Here is an 18,109-nt window from a genome sequence, read left to right on the forward strand (position 1 = left end):
GAAGGAGTGACGTGATGAAGACGTCGGACCCGGCCTGGAACGCTCCGGCATATTGAGGCTGCCCCATGTGCCTCCCTTTGCCGGAACGCCAAGGCGAAGGAGGTGCCCATGGCACACAAATTTTCGTTTCGATGGATCAGGATAGCCGCGATCGGCACCGCGCTGGCGCTGTCGACGCTATCGGCACAGGCGCAATTTATCTGCGGTGGCCACAGCGACCTCGTCGCGGGGTTGGCGCAGGCCTTTCAGCAAAAGCAGATCGGCTACGGTGTGGTCGGCGAGGCCGCCATTGTCGAGATCTATGTTGCGGCAGATGGGACCTGGTCGATGCTGGTGACCGACGTGAAGGGCCGAAGCTGCATCTTCGCGACCGGTGACGGATGGGAGAATACCGCCATCGCCACCGCGCAAGGAATCTGATCGCCCGTTCAGCGCGTCGCCGCCGTCTCGGCATGGCCACGCAGCAGCGCCATCAGGCGCTTGGCGTCCTTGGCGGCGGCTTCCTCATCGCCGTCCAGGATCGAGCGGATCAGCGCGACATGGTGCTCGGCGGATTCGGCGAGCCCGGTGTCGGCCTTGTAGCGGAACCAGAAGCGGCGGCTGTGGGTCTGCAAGGGCGCGGCCAGCCGCGCCGCGAACGGGTTGTCGGCAGCGTGCGCCAGCGCCTCGTCGAGCGCCTTGTCGGCCTGGATGAAGGCCAGCACGTTGCCCGAGATGACCGCCTTCTGCATGGCAAGTGCTGCGTCGTGAAACATGTCGGCGGCCTCGCGGGTGACGAAACGGGCGGCTGAGCGTGCCAGCACCACCTCGACGCCGCGGCGCGCGTCAAGCACGCGCAGCCAATCGCCGGGATGCAGCGGCGCAATGGCGATGCCGGCGCGTGGCCTTATGTCGAGCAAGCCTTCCCAGGCCAGGCGCTGGATCGCCTCGCGCACTGGCGTGCGGCCGAGGCCGAGCCTTTCGATCAGGGCGCCCTCGGTGACAAAGCTCGCCGGCGCCAGTTCCAGCGTCACGATCATATGCTCGAGCGCGCGATAGGCCTTGGTGGCAGCCGGCTCTGGGGATGCAGTGTCGGTGGATATCAAAGGTCCGCTCCTGATATATTTTAGATATATCATAGCAGATTCCGCATTGACAGTAGATTTCTTACCAGATATACGGCTGATATATCAGATGGAGAGACAGCTATGTGGACCGGAGTTTTCCCCGCCGTCACGACCAAATTCACTGCTGACGACCGCCTCGACCATGCCGAGATGGAGCGCTGCTTTGCCTTGCAGATGGAGGCCGGCTGCGACGGCATCATCGTCTGCGGCTCGCTCGGCGAAGGCCCGATGCTGTCGCATGACGAAAAGATCGAGGTGCTAAAGACGGCACAGAAAGTCGCCGGGAACAAGCCGGTGCTGCTGACGGTCAACGAGGCCGGCACCCGCGAGGCGGCAAGCATCGCCAAGCGCGCCGCCAAGGAAGGCGCCAACGGGCTGATGGTGGTGCCGAGCCCGATCTATCACACCAACCCGGAAGAGACGGTCGCCGCCTTGCGCGCCGTCGCCCAGGCCGGCGACCTGCCGGTGATGATCTACTCCAACCGGCTCGCCTACCGCGTCGACGTCACCGTCGACCAGATGGAGGAGCTGGCCGCCGACAAGCGCTTCGTCGCCATCAAGGAATCGTCCGACGATATCAGGCGTTCGACCGAGATCATCAACCGCTTCGGCGACCGCTATGATTTGTTCACCGGCGTCGACAATCTCGCTTTCGAGGCGCTGTCGGTCGGCGCCATCGGCTGGGTAGCGGGTCTGGTCACGGCCTTCCCGCGCGAGACGGTGGCCATCTTCCAGCTGATGAAGCAGGGCCGCCGCGAGGAGGCGCTTTCGATCTACCGCTGGTTCCGGCCGCTGCTCGATCTCGACGTGTCGACCTATCTGGTACAAAACATCAAGCTTGCCGAAGTGTTCGCCATCCAGACCAACGACCGCGTGCGCATGCCGCGCCAGCCGCTGTCAGGCGAGCGCCGCAAGACAGTCGAGAAGATCGTCAAGGACGCATTGGCGATACGGCCGAAGCTGCCGACGTTCTGAATTGGCAATGCTGCAGGCCCCCTCATCCGGCCGCTTCGCGGCCACCTTCTCCCCGAGGGGAGAAGAGATAGCCAGCGATGGTGCTGGTCTCTTCTCCCCACCGGGGAGAAGGTGGCCCGAAGGGCCGGATGAGGGGGCTGGCTCGGAGAAGCGAGACTGGCCATTTTTGCACGGCGCGTGGTCATGAACAGCGATGCTTCAATTGACATCGCCATTGTGGGTGGCGGCATTGTCGGCATCTGTGCCGCAGCCCTGCTGGCTGAGGCCGGGCGCAGCGTCACCATCTTCGACCGGACCGGCATTTGCGAGGAAACCAGCTCCGGCAATGCCGCCGCCTTAGCCTTCTCCGATGTGCTGCCGATGGCGCATAAGGGCATGATGCGGCAATTGCCGAAATGGCTTGCCGATCCGCTCGGACCGCTCAGCATCCCACCGGCCTATCTGCCGAAGCTCCTGCCATGGCTGTTCCGCTTCTGGCGCGCTGGCGCGCCGCGGCATTATGAGGCGAGCCTTGTGGCACAGGCGGGCATGATGAGGCTCGCCGAGGCCGAATGGATGGGGTTGCTCGAGCGGTCCGGCACGCGGCCGATGCTGCACGAGGATGGTTCGCTGGAACTTTACGAAAGCGAGGCAGAGTTCCAGGCCGGACTGTCGGGCTGGGCGGCGCGAGAGCGCTTCGGCATCGGCTTTCGCCATGTCGAAGGCGAGGAACTGGCGCGGCTGCAGCCTGGGCTGTCGCCGCGCTTCATCAAGGGCACGTTCGTGCCGGGATGGAAGACCGTCGCCGACCCGAAACTGCTCGGCAAGGCAGTCTGGGCCTATGCCGAAGGGTTGGGCGCGCGTTTCGAAAAAGCGCGCATCGAGCGCGTCGTGGCCGATCATGCCGGCGTGACGCTGACGCTGGCCGACGGCACTGTCCGGCAGGCACGGCATCTCGTCGTTGCTGCCGGCGCATGGTCGCATCTGCTGGCCAAGAACCTCGGCGACATTATCCCTTTGGAGACCGAGCGCGGCTACAACACGACATTGCCGAAGACCGCCTTCGCCGTGCAGCGGATGCTGATCTTCTCCGGCCACGGTTTCGTCATCACGCCGCTCGGCACGGGACTGCGTGTCGGCGGCGCCGTCGAGCTGGGCGGACTCGACCGGCCGCCGAATTTTGCGCGCTCGAAGGCGATGCTGGAAAAAGCCAAACAATTCCTGCCGGGGCTGGACCCGTCAGGCGGCCGCGAATGGATGGGCTATCGTCCGTCGCTGCCGGATTCGCTGCCGGTCATCGGCACGGCGCGCATTGCGCCCAACGCTGTCTACGCCTTTGGCCATGGCCATCTCGGCCTGACCCAGGCGGCGGCCAGCGGCCGCTTGATCCGCGATCTCGTTCTCGGGCAGACTTCGCCGATCGATCTTACCCCCTTCAGCCCGCAACGGTTTTGAGTTCGAGGAAATCATGGCCAAAAAATCCTTCTTCTGCATCGACGGCCATACTTGCGGCAATCCGGTGCGGCTGGTCGCTGGCGGCGGTCCCTTGCTCGAGGGGTCGACGATGATGGAACGGCGAGCGCATTTCCTGGCGGAGTATGACTGGATCCGCACCGGGCTGATGTTCGAGCCGCGCGGCCATGACGTGATGTCGGGCTCGATCCTTTATCCGCCGACGCGCGAGGATTGCGACATCGCCATCCTGTTCATCGAGACATCGGGCTGCCTGCCAATGTGCGGCCACGGCACGATCGGCACGGTGACGATGGCCATCGAACATGGGCTGATCAAGCCGAAAACGCCGGGTGTGCTCAGGCTCGACACGCCGGCCGGGCTGGTCATCGCCGAATACAAACAGGTTGGCGATTATGTCGAAGAGGTGCGTATCACCAATGTGCCGTCCTTCCTTTATGCGGAAGGGCTGACGGTGGCGTGTCCGCAGCTTGGCGAGATTACGGTCGATGTCGCTTATGGCGGCAATTTCTACGCCATCGTCGAACCGCAGGCGAATTACCGCGATATGGCTGACTACTCCGCTGGCGATTTCATCGCCTGGAGCCCGGTGGTGCGGCAGCGGCTCAACGAGAAGTATTCGTTCGTGCATCCGGAAAATCCTGAGATCAACCGGCTGTCGCACATGCTGTGGACGGGCAAGCCGACGGTGGCGGGCGCCGATGCGCGCAATGCCGTCTTCTATGGCGACAAGGCGATCGACCGCTCGCCCTGCGGCACGGGCACTTCGGCACGCATGGCGCAGCTTCACGCCAAGGGCAAGCTCAAGGCCGGCGACAGCTTCGTCCATGAATCGATCATCGGTTCGCTGTTCAAGGGTAAGGTCGAAAAGGACGTCACCGTTGCCGGCAAGCCGGCCATCATCCCTTCGATTGGCGGCTGGGCGCGGATGACCGGTCTGAACACTATCTTCATCGACGACCGCGATCCGTTCGCGCATGGGTTCGTCGTCAAGTAGCGGGCTGGTTGCCCTCGGCATCGACCGAGACTTCCCGACGGAACCAGTCGGCGAAGGTGAGTGCGGCGGGGGAGGCATTCGCCGCCATGGTCAGGAAATAAGCCTTGTCGCGGTTCGTCGATATGTCGGACAGGACCACCAGGTCGCCGCGCTTCAGTTCGTCGCGAAAGACATCGACCGGGCATAGCGCCACGCCATGCCCGGCGATGACCGCGGTGGCAAGGATGTTGAAGTCGGCAAAGACCGGCCCGTTGCCGACATCGACCTTGGCCAGTCCGGCCTCGGCAAACCAATCGCTCCAGCCCTGGCGGTTCTCGTCGTGCAGCAGGTCGGCGCCGGCGATCCCGGCAGGTGTCCTGAGATGCTCCCTGCCGGCCAGATAGTAGGGGCTGCACACCGGGCGGTTGAGGCGCGAAAACAGTTTCAGGCTGGTGACGCCGGGCGTCGGATCGGCGCCGAGCGTGATCAGCACATCGTTGTCGCCATCGCCAAGCCTGTCCTCGGCTTTGGCATAGGCGACGCGCATGCCGATGTCGGGGTGACTGGCGGTGAAGGCTGGCAGGCGGGGCACAAACCAGCGGCTGGCGATGGACGGGATGCAGCCGACAGAAATCGTCGCCGCCGCGGCATTGCGGCGGATGCGCCGGCAGGTGGCGCCGAGTTCGGCAAGGGCTGCGCTCGCTGACGCCTGCAGGATCACGCCGGCATCGGTCAGCCTTACCTTGCGCGCGTCGCGGTGGAACAGAGGCTCGCCCAGCCACTCCTCCAGGCGCCTTATCTGGTGACTGATCGCCGGATGGGTCACATGCAACTCTTCGGCGGCAGCGGAAAAGCTCAAGCGGCGGGAGGCAGCCTCAAAGGCCCGGATGGCGTTCAGCGGAATGTAGTCCATCTGTAAGATTTACTAACATGACCGTGAGAAGCAATCATTTGAAAATCCGCCCGGCATGCAGCATCTCTGCCGTGGATCACCAATCCATCCGCAACTTCCCGGTCCTTGGCCGGCATCCGCAGGGAAATCGTCATGTTCACCAGACTATTGGCTGATGTAGAAAAATCTGACTTCTTCGTGAATTGGGGCAATGGCACCAGCCACCGGCTGCTGACCCAGCAGGACGGCATGGGCTTCACCGTCTGTCACACCGTCGTGCGCGCCGGCAGCGAATCGCGCCTCCACTATGTCAGGCATTTCGAGGCCTGCTACTGCATCGCCGGCACCGGCGAGGTCGAGGACATGTCCGGTGCGGTGCACCGCATCGGGTACGATCTATGTGCTCAATGAGCATGACGAGCATTATCTGCGGGCCGACGCCGCAGGCGACATGATCCTGGTCAGCGTTTTCAATCCACCCTTGAAAGGCACGGAACGGCATGCGCTGAGCGAGGACGGTGGATCCGCCTACTGATCACAGACGGGCAGTCGCTTCCTTGTCCGGCGGCCGGGCCTGGAAGCTCGGGTTCAACAGGGTCTTTTATCGGCCATCGCGGCCGACTCGATCAACGCTTTGTGGCTAGGCAGCAAGAATCTTGCCTCTGCGGAAAGGAATGTGGCTAAAAAACGAAGCCTGTCAGCAACGCAACGAATCGTCTCATCACCTAATTTTGACGGCGATTTCTTCGAAACGGGGTGCATGGTCCGGCTGAATCGTCAAAGACATTGCGTTATGCCAATGATAGGGTCCGCGATAGTCCAGGGGTCGGGAGCAAAAAAACGGGCAATCGGACGGCGTGCCGGCAAAACACGCACGACGTTTGAAAAATCACGTTGCAATCCGGGCTCGAAACTTTACGACTAGGGGAAATACGAAAAGGAATGCGTCTGCATGGGCGACATTCCAGGGGAGCCATGTACACATGCAGTACTTTGTCCAGCAGCTTATCAATGGGCTGACGCTGGGATCGATCTATGGGCTGATCGCAATCGGCTACACGATGGTCTACGGCATCATCGGCATGATCAACTTCGCCCACGGCGACATTTTCATGGTCGGGGCCTTCGCCGCCCTCGTCGTCTTCCTCATCCTCGGCGCCTTGTTCTATTCGGTGCCGGTCGTCCTGGCGCTGCTGATCATGATGATCGTGGCGATGCTGCTCACCAGCCTCTACAACTGGACGATTGAGAAGGTGGCCTACCGGCCGCTGCGCGGTTCGTTCCGGCTGGCGCCGCTGATCACCGCCATCGGCATGTCGATCGCGCTGTCGAACTTCATCCAGGTGACGCAGGGTCCGCGCAACAAGCCGATCCCGCCGATGGTCAGCCAGGTCTACAACATCAACGGCATCAGCGTGTCGCTGAAGCAGATCATCATCGTCATCGTCACGGCGCTGCTGCTGGCGCTGTTCTGGTACCTGGTCAACAGGACCTCGCTTGGCCGCGCCCAGCGCGCTTGCGAACAGGATCGCAAGATGGCCGCGCTGCTCGGCGTCGACGTCGATCGTACGATCTCGATCACCTTCATCATGGGCGCAGCGCTTGCGGCCGTCGCCGGCACGCTGTTCCTGATGTATTACGGCGTCATCGCCTTCTCCGACGGCTTCGTGCCGGGGGTCAAGGCCTTCACCGCGGCCGTTCTCGGCGGCATCGGGTCTCTGCCGGGCGCCGTGCTTGGCGGGCTTTTGATCGGCTTCATCGAAAGCATGTGGTCGGCCTATTTCTCGATCGACTACAAGGACGTCGCGGCGTTCTCCATCCTGGCGATCGTGCTGATCTTCCTGCCTTCCGGCATTTTGGGCCGGCCAGAAGTCGAAAAGGTCTGAGACAATGGCGGTTACCGTATCCTCGGAGCGCGACACCGTCGCCTCCCCCGTGCAGCGCGCATTTCGTGAGGCGCTTTATGCCGGTGCCATCTCGCTGGGCCTGTTCGTTCTGTTCATCGGCCTGAAGACCGACCAGAACATCAGCAACCAGCTGATCCTGGTGACGCGGTGGTGGCTGCTCATCACCGTGGTCGTGCTGACCATGCTTGGCCGCTTCTTCTACATTGCCTATGGCCAGCCCTTCATGGCCAATCAGAAGATCGCCAATGTCGCCACCGGCCTGTTGCCGGCCAGCGTGGCGTCGCGCTTCTTCCTGCTTCCGGCCTTCATCGGGGCCATCGTGCTGGCGGTGGTCCTGTTTGTGTTCGGCGGCGCCTTGCCGGGGCTGGTGGGCGATGGTCTGGCCGGCTATCTGCAGTTCCTGCGCGCTCTGGCCGTCATCTATGCGCTGGCCTGCGTGATCTTTTACTTCCGCGCCTACATCCACGACAATTTCACCAAGCTCGGGGTCACCGCATTGGTGCTCTATCCGATCCTGGTCGTCGGCGTGTTGTCGCTGATGTCGTGGTCGTTCGTCGGCGGGCTGCAGGGTTCGCTGAAGTGGATCGACAATTTCGGCATCCAGATCCTGATCTATGTGATGCTGGCCTGGGGGCTGAACATCGTCGTCGGCCTCGCCGGCCTGCTCGATCTCGGCTACGTCGCCTTCTACGCGGTCGGCGCCTATGCCTATGCGCTGCTCGGCTCTCACTACGGCCTGTCGTTCTGGATCCTGCTGCCGGCGGCCGGCGCCATGGCCGCCTTCTGGGGCGTGATGCTCGGCTTTCCGGTGCTCCGGCTGCGTGGCGACTACCTGGCGATCGTCACTCTGGCCTTCGGCGAGATCATCCGCCTGGTGCTGATCAACTGGCGTGAAGTCACCAACGGCTCGGCCGGCATCTCTGGTATTCCGAAGGTCACGTTCTTCGGCCTGATGACGTTCAATTCGACGGACCCGAACTATATCGGCAAGGTGCTGCACATCGCCCAGTCGAGCGCCTACTACAAGATCTTCCTCTATTATCTGATCCTGGCGCTGGCGCTGCTGACCGCCTTCGTCACGATACGGCTCAGGCGCATGCCTGTCGGCCGCGCCTGGGAGGCACTGCGCGAGGACGAGATCGCCTGCCGCTCGCTCGGCATCAACACCACCACCACCAAGCTCACCGCCTTTGCCACCGGCGCCATGTTCGGCGGTTTTGCCGGCGCCTTCTTCTCCGCACGGCAGGGCTTCGTCAGTCCTGAATCCTTCGTCTTCCTGGAATCGGCGATCATCCTGGCCATCGTTGTGCTCGGTGGCATGGGCTCGCTGGTCGGTATCGCGGTCGCCGCAATGGTGATGATCGGCGGCACCGAGGCATTGCGGGAGCTCGACTTTCTCAAGCAGGTCTTCGGCAAGGATTTCACGCCGGAGCTTTACCGCATGCTTCTGTTCGGCATGGCCATGGTCATCGTCATGCTGTGGAAGCCGCGCGGCTTCGTTGGTAGTCGTGAACCGACAGCCTTCCTCAAGGAGCGAAGAGCGGTCTCCAGTTCCTTCACCAAGGAAGGACACGGCTGATGAATGCGAGTTCGATTCAGAAGGCCAATCCGGGCATGAAAGACGCCATTCTCCAGGTCGAGCATCTGTCGATGAAATTCGGCGGCCTGGTCGCCATCGGCGACCTGTCGTTCCAGGCCAAGCGCGGCGAGATCACCGCGCTGATCGGACCGAACGGCGCCGGCAAGACCACCGTTTTCAACTGCATCACCGGCTTCTACAAGCCGTCGGAAGGCATGATCACGCTCAACGGTGCCGACGGCTCGAGCTTCCTGCTCGAACGGCTGCCCAATCATGAGATCCCGGCGCGCGCCAAGGTGGCGCGCACCTTCCAGAACATCCGCCTGTTCTCGGGCATGACGCTGTTGGAGAACCTCTTGGTTGCCCAACACAACAAGCTGATGAAGGCATCGGGCTATACGATCCTGGGCCTGTTCGGGATCGGCGGCTACCGCCGGGCCTCGGCCGAATCGGTGGAGCTTGCCAAGCACTGGCTGGAGAAGGCAGATCTCGTCGATCGCGCCGACGATCCGGCCGGCGATTTGCCCTATGGCGCGCAGCGGCGCCTCGAGATCGCGCGCGCCATGTGCACGGGGCCCGAGCTTCTGTGCCTCGACGAGCCGGCGGCCGGTCTCAATCCGAAGGAATCGGCCGCGCTCAATTCGCTGCTGATGGACATCAAGAGCAGTACATCGATCCTGCTGATCGAGCATGACATGTCAGTGGTCATGCAGATTTCCGACCATGTCGTGGTGCTCGAATACGGCCGCAAGATCTCCGACGGCAGCCCGCAAGCGGTGCGCACCGACCCGCGCGTCATCGCCGCCTATCTCGGCGTCGACGACGAGGAGGTCGAGACGGTGCTGACCGAGGTCGGCGATGAAGACGTCATCGAGCAGTTGGACATAGGGCCTGACACGGCGCACGGGCCAGGCACGTCGTCGTCTTATCTCGCCGGCCCGGTGAGCGACACGATCGGCCACAGCGAGGGCGAGCGGGTTACGGTGTCGAAGGGCGCCTCGAAGGCGGCACAGGTCGATGCAAGGGCCAGCGTCGCGCCAAGAAAGCCGGCTGAGCGGGCGACGGCCAAGCCCAAGCCAGCGGCTGCAAAATCCCCGACACCCAAGCCGCGCGGAGGGCGTAAGTGATGGCCGAGACAACGCTACTCGACATCAAGGGCGTCGAGACCTACTACGGCAACATCAAGGCGCTGAACGGCGTCAATGTGCACGTCAACCAGGGCGAGATCGTCGCGCTGATCGGCGCCAACGGCGCCGGCAAGTCGACGCTGATGATGACTATCTTCGGTGCGCCGCGGGCGCGTGCCGGCACCATCACTTTCGCCGGCACCGACATCACCCAGATGCCGACGCACGAGATCGCGCGCATGCGCATCGCGCAGTCGCCGGAAGGCAGGCGCATTTTCCCGCGCATGACGGTGATGGAAAACCTGCAGATGGGCGCCGGCCTCGACAACCTCAAGCACTATGACGAGGATGCCGAGAAGGTGTTCACACTGTTCCCGCGCCTCAAGGAGCGCATTGCCCAGCGTGGCGGCACGCTGTCGGGCGGCGAGCAGCAGATGCTGTCGATCGGACGCGCGCTGATGGCGCGGCCGAAGCTGCTCCTGCTCGACGAGCCGTCGCTCGGCCTGGCGCCACTGATCGTCAAGCAGATCTTCGACGCCATCCGCGAGCTGAACCGCACGCAAGGGCTGACCGTGTTCCTGGTCGAGCAGAACGCCTTCGGCGCGCTCAAGCTCGCCACGCGCGGCTATGTCATGGTCAACGGCAACGTGACCATGAGCGGCACCGGCAAGGACCTTCTCGCCAATCCGGAAGTGCGCGCGGCCTATCTCGAAGGCGGCCATCACTGAGTTCAGGAGTCTTCACCATGCAAGGCATTCTCTACGAAGAACCTTCCATCTGGCAGTTCTTCTTCGTCACCTGTCTGCTCGGCGGCTGGGCGGCATGGATGACTGGCAAGGCCAGCGCCCAGACATGGCGCAGCCTGCCGGCGCTGTTCGCCTTCCTGCTGGGGCTCGGCATCGGCATCAGGTTCATCCATCATGCCCTGTTCGGCGGTACGATGTTTTCTCTGCAATACTATGTCGTGGACACAATCGTGCTTATGATATTGGGGTTTGTCGGCTATCAATACACGCGCACCAACCAGATGGTGACGCAGTATAATTGGCTTTACGAACGGGCTTCGATCTTAAGCTGGAAACCGAAAGCTTGACGTTCACCATTAACGCCGTTTCGGGGATGAATCGGCGTGACAAGGGCCTGAAAATCGGCAAAGTACGCTTTCTGCGATAAGGGTGGGCATCGCATGAAAGTATCATCCACGCCCACCTCGTAAATGGGAGCGTTTAAATGAAGAAGTCACTTTTGTCCGCCGTTGCCCTGACCGCGCTTGTCGCGTTCGGCGGTAACGCATGGGCTGACGTCCTCGTCGGCGTCGCCGGTCCGATCACCGGCCCGAATGCGGCCTTCGGTGCGCAGCTGCAGAAAGGTGCGGAAGCGGCCGTTGCCGACATCAATGCAGCAGGCGGCATGAATGGCGAGCAGATCAAGCTCGAAGTCGGCGACGACGTCTCCGATCCGAAGCAGGGCATTTCGGTCGGCAACAAGTTCGTTGGCGACGGCGTCAAGTTCGTGGTCGGCCACTTCAACTCGGGCGTCTCGATCCCGGTGTCGCAGGAAGTCTATGTCGACAACAACATCGTCGAAGTGACCCCGGCGGCGACCAACCCGAAATTCACCGAGCGCGGCCTGTGGAACGTGTTCCGCACCTGCGGACGCGATGACCAGCAGGGCGGCATCGCCGGCGCCTATATTGCGGCTAACTTCAAGGACGCCAAGGTTGCCGTCATCCACGACAAGACCCCCTACGGTCAGGGCCTTGCCGACGAAACCAAGAAGGCGATGAACGCGGCCGGCATGACGGAAGTCATGTACGAAGGCGTCAATGTCGGCGACAAGGACTTCTCGGCGCTGATCGCCAAGATGAAGGACGCCGGCGTCACCCTGATCTACTGGGGCGGCCTGCACACGGAAGCCGGCCTGATCATCCGCCAGTCGGCTGACCAGGGCCTCAAGGCTACCTTGATGTCGGGCGATGGCATCGTCACCGACGAGCTGGCTGCGATCGCCGGCGACGCGGTTATCGGCACGCTCAACACCTTCGGTCCGGATCCCCGCCTGATCCCCGAGAACAAGGCACTGGTCGAGAAGTTCCGCGCCCAGGGCTTTGAACCGGAAGCCTACACGCTGTACGCCTACGCTGCCATGCAAGTGATCGCGGAGGCCGCTGCCGTGGCCAAGTCGAACGATCCGGTGGAAGTGGCGAAGGCGATGCATGAGAAGGGTCCGTTCAAGACCGTTCTGGGCGACCTCGCCTATGACGAGAAGGGCGATCCGAAGCTCCCGGGCTACATCATGTACGAGTGGAAGAAGGGTCCGGACGGCAAGATCACCTGGCTGCCGAAGACCTGATCGGATAACGCAATCCCTACGAAATGCCCGGCGCTTGCGCCGGGCATTTTTCTTTAACCCCGGAGCGCCTAGCGACGGCATTGGCTAAAAAGAACCATTAGCCGGGAGCGGATTGTGCGCGAGATGACAATTCGCGTCACTTCGCGACGCCATCCGCACGCAGTCTTTCGCTTTGCAGTGCTAGAATCCATTTAAATCGGTTTAATCGCCCCCCGATTTTGGTTGCACTGCAGCATTTTCGCGTTAATCATTGCTGAGCCCCATCCCTCCATGTCCGGAGCCTTCTTCCTTGGCCATTACGAAGATCCTCGTCGCCAACCGGTCCGAAATTGCCATCCGCGTCTTTCGCGCCGCCAACGAGCTCGGCCTCAAAACCGTGGCGATCTGGGCCGAGGAGGACAAATATTCGCTGCATCGGTTCAAGGCCGATGAAAGCTACCAGGTCGGGCGCGGGCCGCATCTCAACAAGGACATGGGGCCGATCGAAAGCTATCTGTCGATCGAGGAAGTGATCCGCGTCGCCAGGCTGTCCGGCGCCGACGCCATCCATCCGGGCTATGGCCTTTTGTCGGAAAGCCCTGAATTCGCAGATGCCTGCGCCGAGGCCGGCATCACCTTTATCGGCCCTAAGCCAGACACGATGCGCCGGCTCGGCAACAAGGTCGCCGCGCGCAATCTCGCCATCGAGGTCGGCGTGCCGGTGATCCCGGCAACCGACCCGCTGCCGGACGACATGGACGCGGTCAAGAAATTGGCCAAGGAAATCGGCTATCCGGTGATGCTCAAGGCATCGTGGGGCGGTGGTGGGCGCGGCATGCGCGCCATCCGCGCCGAGGCCGATCTGGTCCGCGAAGTCACCGAAGGCAAACGTGAGGCCAAGGCCGCGTTCGGCAAGGACGAGGTCTATCTCGAAAAGCTGATCGAGCGCGCCCGCCATGTCGAGGTCCAGGTGCTTGGCGACACGCACGGCAATGCCGTGCATCTGTTCGAGCGCGACTGTTCGATCCAGCGCCGCAACCAGAAGGTCGTCGAGCGCGCGCCGGCGCCCTACCTCAGCGAGGCATTGCGCCAGGAGCTTTGCGGCTATGCGCTCAAGATCGCGCGCGAGACGAGCTATATCGGCGCCGGCACGGTGGAATTCCTGCAGGACGCCGACACCGGCAAATTCTACTTCATCGAGGTCAATCCGCGCATCCAGGTCGAGCACACCGTCACCGAGCAGGTGACCGGCATCGACATCGTCAAGGCGCAGATCCACATCCTGGACGGCTTTGCCATCGGCACGAAAGAGTCGGGCGTGCCGGCGCAGGCCGACATCAGGCTGAACGGCCACGCCCTGCAGTGCCGCATCACCACCGAGGATCCGGAGCATAGTTTCATTCCGGATTACGGCCGGATCACCGCCTATCGCGAAGCCGCCGGTTTCGGCATCCGCCTTGACGGTGGCACCGCCTATTCGGGCGCGGTCATCACCCGCTTCTACGATCCGCTGCTGGAGAAGGTGACGGCCTGGGCGCCGACACCGGCCGAGGCGATTGCCCGCATGAACCGGGCCTTGCGCGAGTTCCGCATCCGCGGCGTGGCGACCAACCTCACCTTCCTCGAGGCGATCATCAACCACCCGCGCTTCGCCGACAATTCCTACACGACCCGTTTCATCGACACGACGCCGGAACTGTTCGCGCAGGTCAAGCGGCAGGACCGCGCCACCAAGCTGCTCAACTATCTGGCCGACGTCAGCGTCAACGGCCATCCCGAAACCCGCGGCCGTCCGATGCCGAAGGCCGATGCGGCAGCGCCCGTCGTGCCCTATCTCAACGGCAATGTGCCGGGCGGCAGCAAGCAGAAGCTCGACGCGCTGGGGCCGGAGAAATTCGCCGCCTGGATGCGTGAGCAAAAAGAGGTGCTGGTCACCGACACGACGATGCGCGACGGCCACCAGTCGCTGCTCGCCACCCGCATGCGCACGCATGACATTGCCGGCATTGCCGGCACCTATGCGCGGGCACTGCCGCGGCTGCTGTCGCTGGAATGCTGGGGCGGCGCCACTTTCGACGTCGCCATGCGCTTCCTCACCGAGGATCCGTGGGAGCGGCTGAGCAAAGTGCGCGAGGCCGCCCCCAACCTTTTGCTGCAGATGCTTCTGCGCGGCGCCAACGGCGTCGGCTACACCAACTATCCCGACAATATCGTGCAGCATTTCGTCAAGCAGGCAGCGGCTGGCGGCGTCGACCTGTTCCGCGTCTTCGACTGCCTGAACTGGGTCGAGAATATGCGCGTCGCCATGGACGCGGTGGGCGCAGAGGGCAAGCTGGTCGAAGCGGCGATCTGCTACACCGGCGACATCCTCGATCCGGCGCGCGCCAAATACGACCTCAAATACTATGTCGGGCTGGCGAAGGAATTGCAGGCCGCTGGCGCCCACATCATCGCCGTCAAGGATATGGCAGGGCTGTTGAAGCCGGCCGCCGCACGCGTGCTGTTCAAGGCGCTGCGCGAGGCGACCGATTTGCCGATCCACTTCCACACCCACGATACGTCAGGTCTGTCGGCGGCGACGGTGCTGGCGGGCGTGGAAAGCGGCGTCGACGCCATCGATGCGGCGATGGATTCCTTCTCCGGCAACACCTCGCAGCCTTGCCTCGGCTCGATCGTCGAGGCGCTGAAGGGAACCGAGCGCGATCCCGGCCTCGACCCACAATGGATCCGCAACATCTCGTTCTACTGGGAAGCAGTGCGCAACCAGTACGCCGCCTTCGAAAGCGACCTCAAGGGGCCGGCCTCGGAGGTCTATTTGCACGAAATGCCGGGCGGCCAGTTCACCAACCTCAAGGAACAGGCGCGCTCGCTCGGGCTGGAGACGCGCTGGCACGAGGTGGCCCAAGCATATCACGACGTCAATCTGATGTTCGGGGACATCGTCAAGGTGACGCCGTCATCCAAGGTGGTCGGCGACATGGCGCTGATGATGGTGAGCCAGGACCTCACCGTCGCCGACGTCGAAAACCCGGCCAAGGACATCGCCTTCCCCGACTCGGTCGTCTCGATGCTGCGCGGCGATCTCGGCCAGTCGCCCGGCGGCTGGCCTGCGAAGCTGCAGAAGAAGGCGCTGAAGGACAACAAGCCGATCACCGTGCGGCCAGGCTCGCTGCTCAAGCCGGCAGACCTCAAGGCCAGCCGCAAGGAAATTGAGGAGAAGCTGGAGCGCAAGCTCTCGGAGTACGAATTCGCGTCCTGGCTGATGTATCCGAAGGTGTTCACCGACTTTGCCGCCGCGCAGGAGACCTACGGGCCGGTCAGCGTCTTGCCGACGCCGACCTATTTCTACGGCATGAAGTCCGAGGACGAGATCTTCCTGGACATCGAGAAAGGCAAGACGCTTGTGGTGCGCTGCCTTGCCATCGGCGATGTCGATGAGAAGGGCATGGTCACCGTGTTCTTCGAGCTCAACGGCCAGCCACGCCGCGTCCGGGTGCCGGACAGGGCGCACGGCGCCTCGGCGGCCAAGGCACGGCGCAAGGCCGAGCCCGGCAACGAGGCGCATGTCGGCGCGCCGATGCCCGGCGTGGTCTCCGCGCTTGCGGTTGCCGCCGGCCAGGCGGTCAAGGCTGGTGACGTGCTGCTCTCCATCGAAGCCATGAAGATGGAGACGGCGCTGCATGCCGAACGCGACGGCACGATCGCCGAAGTGCTGGTCAAGGCCGGCGATCAGATCGACGCCAAGGATTTGCTGATCGCCTTTGGCTGATGCGGATCGATCACATTGGGGACGGCTGGCAGCAGCCGTCCACGAAGCATCGATAATGGCTTGACCCGCCGCGCCCGCTCGGGCATCGAACCCGCTCCAATTTTGCCGCGCCAGAATCGCGGCGCCTAAAAAGAAGCGGAGAAAAACATGGCCGACGACATCACCGAGACCAGCCAGACTGTTGCCGCCGGCCAGTTGCGCGCCTTCATCGAGCGCATCGAGCGGCTCGAGGAAGAAAAGAAGACCATCGCCGACGACATCAAGGAAGTGTTCGCCGAAGCCAAGGGCACCGGCTTCGACACCAAGGCGATGCGCTCGATCATCCGGCTGCGCAAGAAGGACCAGGCCGAGCGCCAAGAGGAAGAATCCATCCTCGATCTGTACAAGGCCGCGCTCGGCATGGTGTAAGGCCGGGGGCAGCCTCCGGGCGTCGATAGCGGCGCCTTTCGACGGGTTGAACCATGAGCGAATTCGACTTTGGCGCCCGCCGCGCCTCTGAATTCCGCCAACGCAACTTCTGGGTGCTGTTCGCCGAACGGCATCCGGAGGAACGCGCATCCATGGCGCGGCGCGGACCCTGGTTCTGGCAGCGCGGGCTGCCGGACTTCGCCCTGGTCCTGTCCATGTATGTCGCGCCGGCGCAAAACCATGTCGGCGTCTTCTTCGGCCGTAACGAGAAGTTCGGCGCCACTGAAGCCTGGTCGCGGCTGAAGCCTTTCCAGCCGGCGATCGAAGGCAGGCTGAAGCTCAGGCCGGAGCAGAGCTGCGAGGGTCTCGGCATCAATTCGATGTGGCGGGTGAACTGCTTTGCCGAGGACAACTGGCCGGCCATGGCCGACTGGCTGGTGACGGAATGCTCGCGCTTCGAGCACGCCGTTACTGAGGTGCTGGGACAGGTTGAGACCGGCTGGCGCTAATTCGGCTTCGGCGCGTCGCGGCCGATCTCATCCAGATGCTGCTGCAACGCCATGTGGTCCAGCGCGTCCATCGGCAGGTTGGTGAACAGCGATATGCGGTTGTTGAGCATGCGATAGGCATCAGCGAAGGCCAGATGCATTTCGGCGTCGGTGCCTTGTGCCTTGGCCGGATCCGGTATCGCCCACAGTGCGGTCATCGGGTGACCGGGCCAGACCGGGCAGGTCTCGTTGGCGGTGCTATCGCAGACGGTGAAGACGAAATCCATTTCCGGCGCGTCTGGCTTTGCAAACTCGTCCCAGCCTTTTGAGCGGGCGAAGCCGGTGTCGTAGTTGAGGCTCTCAAGCAGCTGCAGCGCGTAGGGATTGACGGTGCCCTTCGGCTGCGACCCGGCGGAGAAGGCCTTGAATTTCTCGGCGCCAACCCGGTTGAGGATGGCTTCGCCCATGATCGAGCGCGCCGAATTGGCGTTGCACAGGAACAGCACATTGTAGCTTTTGTCGCTCATCAAAGACCTCCCTCGCAGACGACCGGGATGAAGGAACGGCACGTTGTGCAAGGTAGCTTCGCGGCGGATGCCGGCAAGGGGCCATCCGGAAAGATTTCGCGATTGTTTGACGGCGATCGCCAAGCCATATGCTCTACGCGATCATCATGCGCGCCTGCCGCGCCCGGGATCGTTCCGAATGAAAGAGTTGAGCCGATGCCAGGACCCGCGGAAAGCGAAGACGGCAAGATGGGCGGAGCGGCCGGCTTCTTCCGCTCCCGCTGGCACGGTGCCGTGTCCCTCGATCGTCTGTTCTGGCGCGACCTGGTCGTTGTCGGCACCGCGATCAACGTCGCGTCGTCGGTGGTCGCGCTCGTCCTGCTCGGGCTGAAGCTGCCGCTGGCCGTGGTGCTGGCCGTGCATTTCGCGCCGGTGCCCTACAACATATTCCTGACCCTGGCCGTCTGGCGAATCGCGGAAAAGGCCGGCGGCGCCAAGGCCTCGCTGATGATGCTCGGTTCCGCGCTATGGTTGATCCTGGTGGTCGTTGTTTGAGGCGCCGGCAGGGCATGAAAAAGGGCGGCCGGAGCCGC

The 18,109-nt window shown here is 63.0% G+C and carries 16 protein-coding genes and 2 pseudogenes; 15 read left to right on the top strand and 3 right to left on the bottom strand.

Features of this window, described 5'->3' with window-relative positions; genetic code table 11:
• Positions 1-108: 108 nt before the first annotated feature.
• A complete protein-coding gene (locus JQK88_RS31390) occupies positions 109-420 on the top strand; it encodes a hypothetical protein (RefSeq protein WP_203280520.1) in 312 nt (103 codons plus the stop codon).
• Between the two features lie 8 nt (positions 421-428).
• Here JQK88_RS31390 and JQK88_RS31395 read toward each other — a convergent pair whose 3' ends face one another.
• Positions 429-1,118 (bottom strand): GntR family transcriptional regulator, encoded by a 690-nt coding sequence (locus tag JQK88_RS31395; RefSeq protein ID WP_203280521.1) that lies wholly within the window; start codon positions 1,116-1,118, stop codon positions 429-431.
• Between the two features lie 69 nt (positions 1,119-1,187).
• Here JQK88_RS31395 and JQK88_RS31400 point away from each other — a divergent pair, with 69 nt between their 5' ends.
• The 3 genes from JQK88_RS31400 to JQK88_RS31410 all read left to right on the top strand — a co-directional run bounded on the left by JQK88_RS31400 (position 1,188) and on the right by JQK88_RS31410 (position 4,530).
• A complete protein-coding gene (locus JQK88_RS31400) occupies positions 1,188-2,081 on the top strand; it encodes a dihydrodipicolinate synthase family protein (RefSeq protein WP_203280522.1) in 894 nt (297 codons plus the stop codon).
• A 183-nt stretch (positions 2,082-2,264) separates the two neighbouring features.
• A complete protein-coding gene (locus JQK88_RS31405) occupies positions 2,265-3,515 on the top strand; it encodes an NAD(P)/FAD-dependent oxidoreductase (RefSeq protein WP_203280523.1) in 1,251 nt (416 codons plus the stop codon).
• A gap of 13 nt (positions 3,516-3,528) precedes the next feature.
• Positions 3,529-4,530, top strand: a complete 1,002-nt coding sequence (locus JQK88_RS31410; RefSeq protein WP_203280524.1) for a 4-hydroxyproline epimerase — start codon at positions 3,529-3,531, stop codon at positions 4,528-4,530.
• Here JQK88_RS31410 and JQK88_RS31415 read toward each other — a convergent pair.
• Positions 4,523-5,422, bottom strand: coding sequence for a LysR substrate-binding domain-containing protein (locus JQK88_RS31415; RefSeq protein ID WP_203280525.1), 900 nt, complete (start codon positions 5,420-5,422; stop codon positions 4,523-4,525). The genes JQK88_RS31410 and JQK88_RS31415 overlap by 8 nt on opposite strands.
• Before the next feature lie 132 nt (positions 5,423-5,554).
• On the opposite strand from JQK88_RS31415, the pseudogene JQK88_RS31420 reads away from it, so the two are divergent.
• The 10 genes and pseudogenes from JQK88_RS31420 to JQK88_RS31465 all read left to right on the top strand — a co-directional run bounded on the left by JQK88_RS31420 (position 5,555) and on the right by JQK88_RS31465 (position 17,031).
• Positions 5,555-5,936: pseudogene (locus tag JQK88_RS31420) on the top strand (ectoine synthase).
• 448 nt (positions 5,937-6,384) lie between these two features.
• Positions 6,385-7,287 carry a branched-chain amino acid ABC transporter permease gene (locus JQK88_RS31425; RefSeq protein WP_192252467.1) on the top strand — a complete coding sequence of 301 codons (903 nt, stop codon included), beginning with the start codon at positions 6,385-6,387 and terminating at the stop codon, positions 7,285-7,287.
• A 4-nt stretch (positions 7,288-7,291) separates the two neighbouring features.
• Positions 7,292-8,887, top strand: a complete 1,596-nt coding sequence (gene livM / locus JQK88_RS31430; protein WP_203280526.1) for a high-affinity branched-chain amino acid ABC transporter permease LivM — start codon at positions 7,292-7,294, stop codon at positions 8,885-8,887.
• Positions 8,887-9,996 (top strand): annotated as a pseudogene (locus tag JQK88_RS31435) (ABC transporter ATP-binding protein); the annotation flags it as partial. The gene livM and the pseudogene JQK88_RS31435, both read left to right, overlap by 1 nt.
• A 17-nt stretch (positions 9,997-10,013) precedes the next feature.
• Positions 10,014-10,742 carry an ABC transporter ATP-binding protein gene (locus JQK88_RS31440; RefSeq protein WP_192252685.1) on the top strand — a complete coding sequence of 243 codons (729 nt, stop codon included), beginning with the start codon at positions 10,014-10,016 and terminating at the stop codon, positions 10,740-10,742.
• A gap of 17 nt (positions 10,743-10,759) precedes the next feature.
• Positions 10,760-11,107 carry a DUF6867 family protein gene (locus JQK88_RS31445; RefSeq protein ID WP_192252461.1) on the top strand — a complete coding sequence of 116 codons (348 nt, stop codon included), beginning with the start codon at positions 10,760-10,762 and terminating at the stop codon, positions 11,105-11,107.
• A gap of 137 nt (positions 11,108-11,244) precedes the next feature.
• Positions 11,245-12,366, top strand: coding sequence for a branched-chain amino acid ABC transporter substrate-binding protein (locus JQK88_RS31450; RefSeq protein ID WP_192252458.1), 1,122 nt, complete (start codon positions 11,245-11,247; stop codon positions 12,364-12,366).
• 289 nt (positions 12,367-12,655) lie between these two features.
• Positions 12,656-16,114, top strand: a complete 3,459-nt coding sequence (gene pyc, locus JQK88_RS31455) for a pyruvate carboxylase (protein WP_203280527.1) — start codon at positions 12,656-12,658, stop codon at positions 16,112-16,114.
• Positions 16,115-16,261: 147 nt separating this feature from the next.
• The gene (locus JQK88_RS31460) at positions 16,262-16,522 is read left to right on the top strand and encodes a DUF2312 domain-containing protein (RefSeq protein WP_023719653.1); all 261 of its coding nucleotides are present in this window, start codon (positions 16,262-16,264) and stop codon (positions 16,520-16,522) included.
• A 53-nt stretch (positions 16,523-16,575) separates the two neighbouring features.
• Complete coding sequence (locus tag JQK88_RS31465) at positions 16,576-17,031, top strand: hypothetical protein (RefSeq protein WP_203280528.1); 456 nt, start codon at positions 16,576-16,578, stop codon at positions 17,029-17,031.
• Here the strand turns inward: JQK88_RS31465 and JQK88_RS31470 are convergent.
• Positions 17,028-17,537, bottom strand: a complete 510-nt coding sequence (locus JQK88_RS31470) for an arsenate reductase ArsC (RefSeq protein ID WP_203280529.1) — start codon at positions 17,535-17,537, stop codon at positions 17,028-17,030. The two genes, JQK88_RS31465 and JQK88_RS31470, sit on opposite strands and share 4 nt — an antisense overlap.
• A gap of 195 nt (positions 17,538-17,732) precedes the next feature.
• Between JQK88_RS31470 and JQK88_RS31475 the strand changes: the two genes are divergently transcribed.
• Positions 17,733-18,071: a hypothetical protein gene (locus tag JQK88_RS31475; RefSeq protein ID WP_246501590.1), complete on the top strand. Its 339-nt coding sequence runs from the start codon at positions 17,733-17,735 to the stop codon at positions 18,069-18,071.
• Positions 18,072-18,109: the final 38 nt, after the last annotated feature.

This window comes from Mesorhizobium caraganae (assembly GCF_016836705.1).
Classification (GTDB): Bacteria; Pseudomonadota; Alphaproteobacteria; order Rhizobiales; family Rhizobiaceae; genus Mesorhizobium; species Mesorhizobium caraganae.

Coding starts and splice junctions, on each gene's coding strand:
- JQK88_RS31390 (WP_203280520.1), top strand. CDS start 109: ATGGCACACAAATTTTCGTTTCGATGGATCAGGATAGCCGCGATCGGC.
- JQK88_RS31395 (WP_203280521.1), bottom strand. CDS start 1,118: ATGATATATCTAAAATATATCAGGAGCGGACCTTTGATATCCACCGAC.
- JQK88_RS31400 (WP_203280522.1), top strand. CDS start 1,188: ATGTGGACCGGAGTTTTCCCCGCCGTCACGACCAAATTCACTGCTGAC.
- JQK88_RS31405 (WP_203280523.1), top strand. CDS start 2,265: ATGAACAGCGATGCTTCAATTGACATCGCCATTGTGGGTGGCGGCATT.
- JQK88_RS31410 (WP_203280524.1), top strand. CDS start 3,529: ATGGCCAAAAAATCCTTCTTCTGCATCGACGGCCATACTTGCGGCAAT.
- JQK88_RS31415 (WP_203280525.1), bottom strand. CDS start 5,422: ATGGACTACATTCCGCTGAACGCCATCCGGGCCTTTGAGGCTGCCTCC.
- JQK88_RS31425 (WP_192252467.1), top strand. CDS start 6,385: ATGCAGTACTTTGTCCAGCAGCTTATCAATGGGCTGACGCTGGGATCG.
- livM (WP_203280526.1), top strand. CDS start 7,292: ATGGCGGTTACCGTATCCTCGGAGCGCGACACCGTCGCCTCCCCCGTG.
- JQK88_RS31440 (WP_192252685.1), top strand. CDS start 10,014: ATGGCCGAGACAACGCTACTCGACATCAAGGGCGTCGAGACCTACTAC.
- JQK88_RS31445 (WP_192252461.1), top strand. CDS start 10,760: ATGCAAGGCATTCTCTACGAAGAACCTTCCATCTGGCAGTTCTTCTTC.
- JQK88_RS31450 (WP_192252458.1), top strand. CDS start 11,245: ATGAAGAAGTCACTTTTGTCCGCCGTTGCCCTGACCGCGCTTGTCGCG.
- JQK88_RS31460 (WP_023719653.1), top strand. CDS start 16,262: ATGGCCGACGACATCACCGAGACCAGCCAGACTGTTGCCGCCGGCCAG.
- JQK88_RS31465 (WP_203280528.1), top strand. CDS start 16,576: ATGAGCGAATTCGACTTTGGCGCCCGCCGCGCCTCTGAATTCCGCCAA.
- JQK88_RS31470 (WP_203280529.1), bottom strand. CDS start 17,537: ATGAGCGACAAAAGCTACAATGTGCTGTTCCTGTGCAACGCCAATTCG.
- JQK88_RS31475 (WP_246501590.1), top strand. CDS start 17,733: ATGCCAGGACCCGCGGAAAGCGAAGACGGCAAGATGGGCGGAGCGGCC.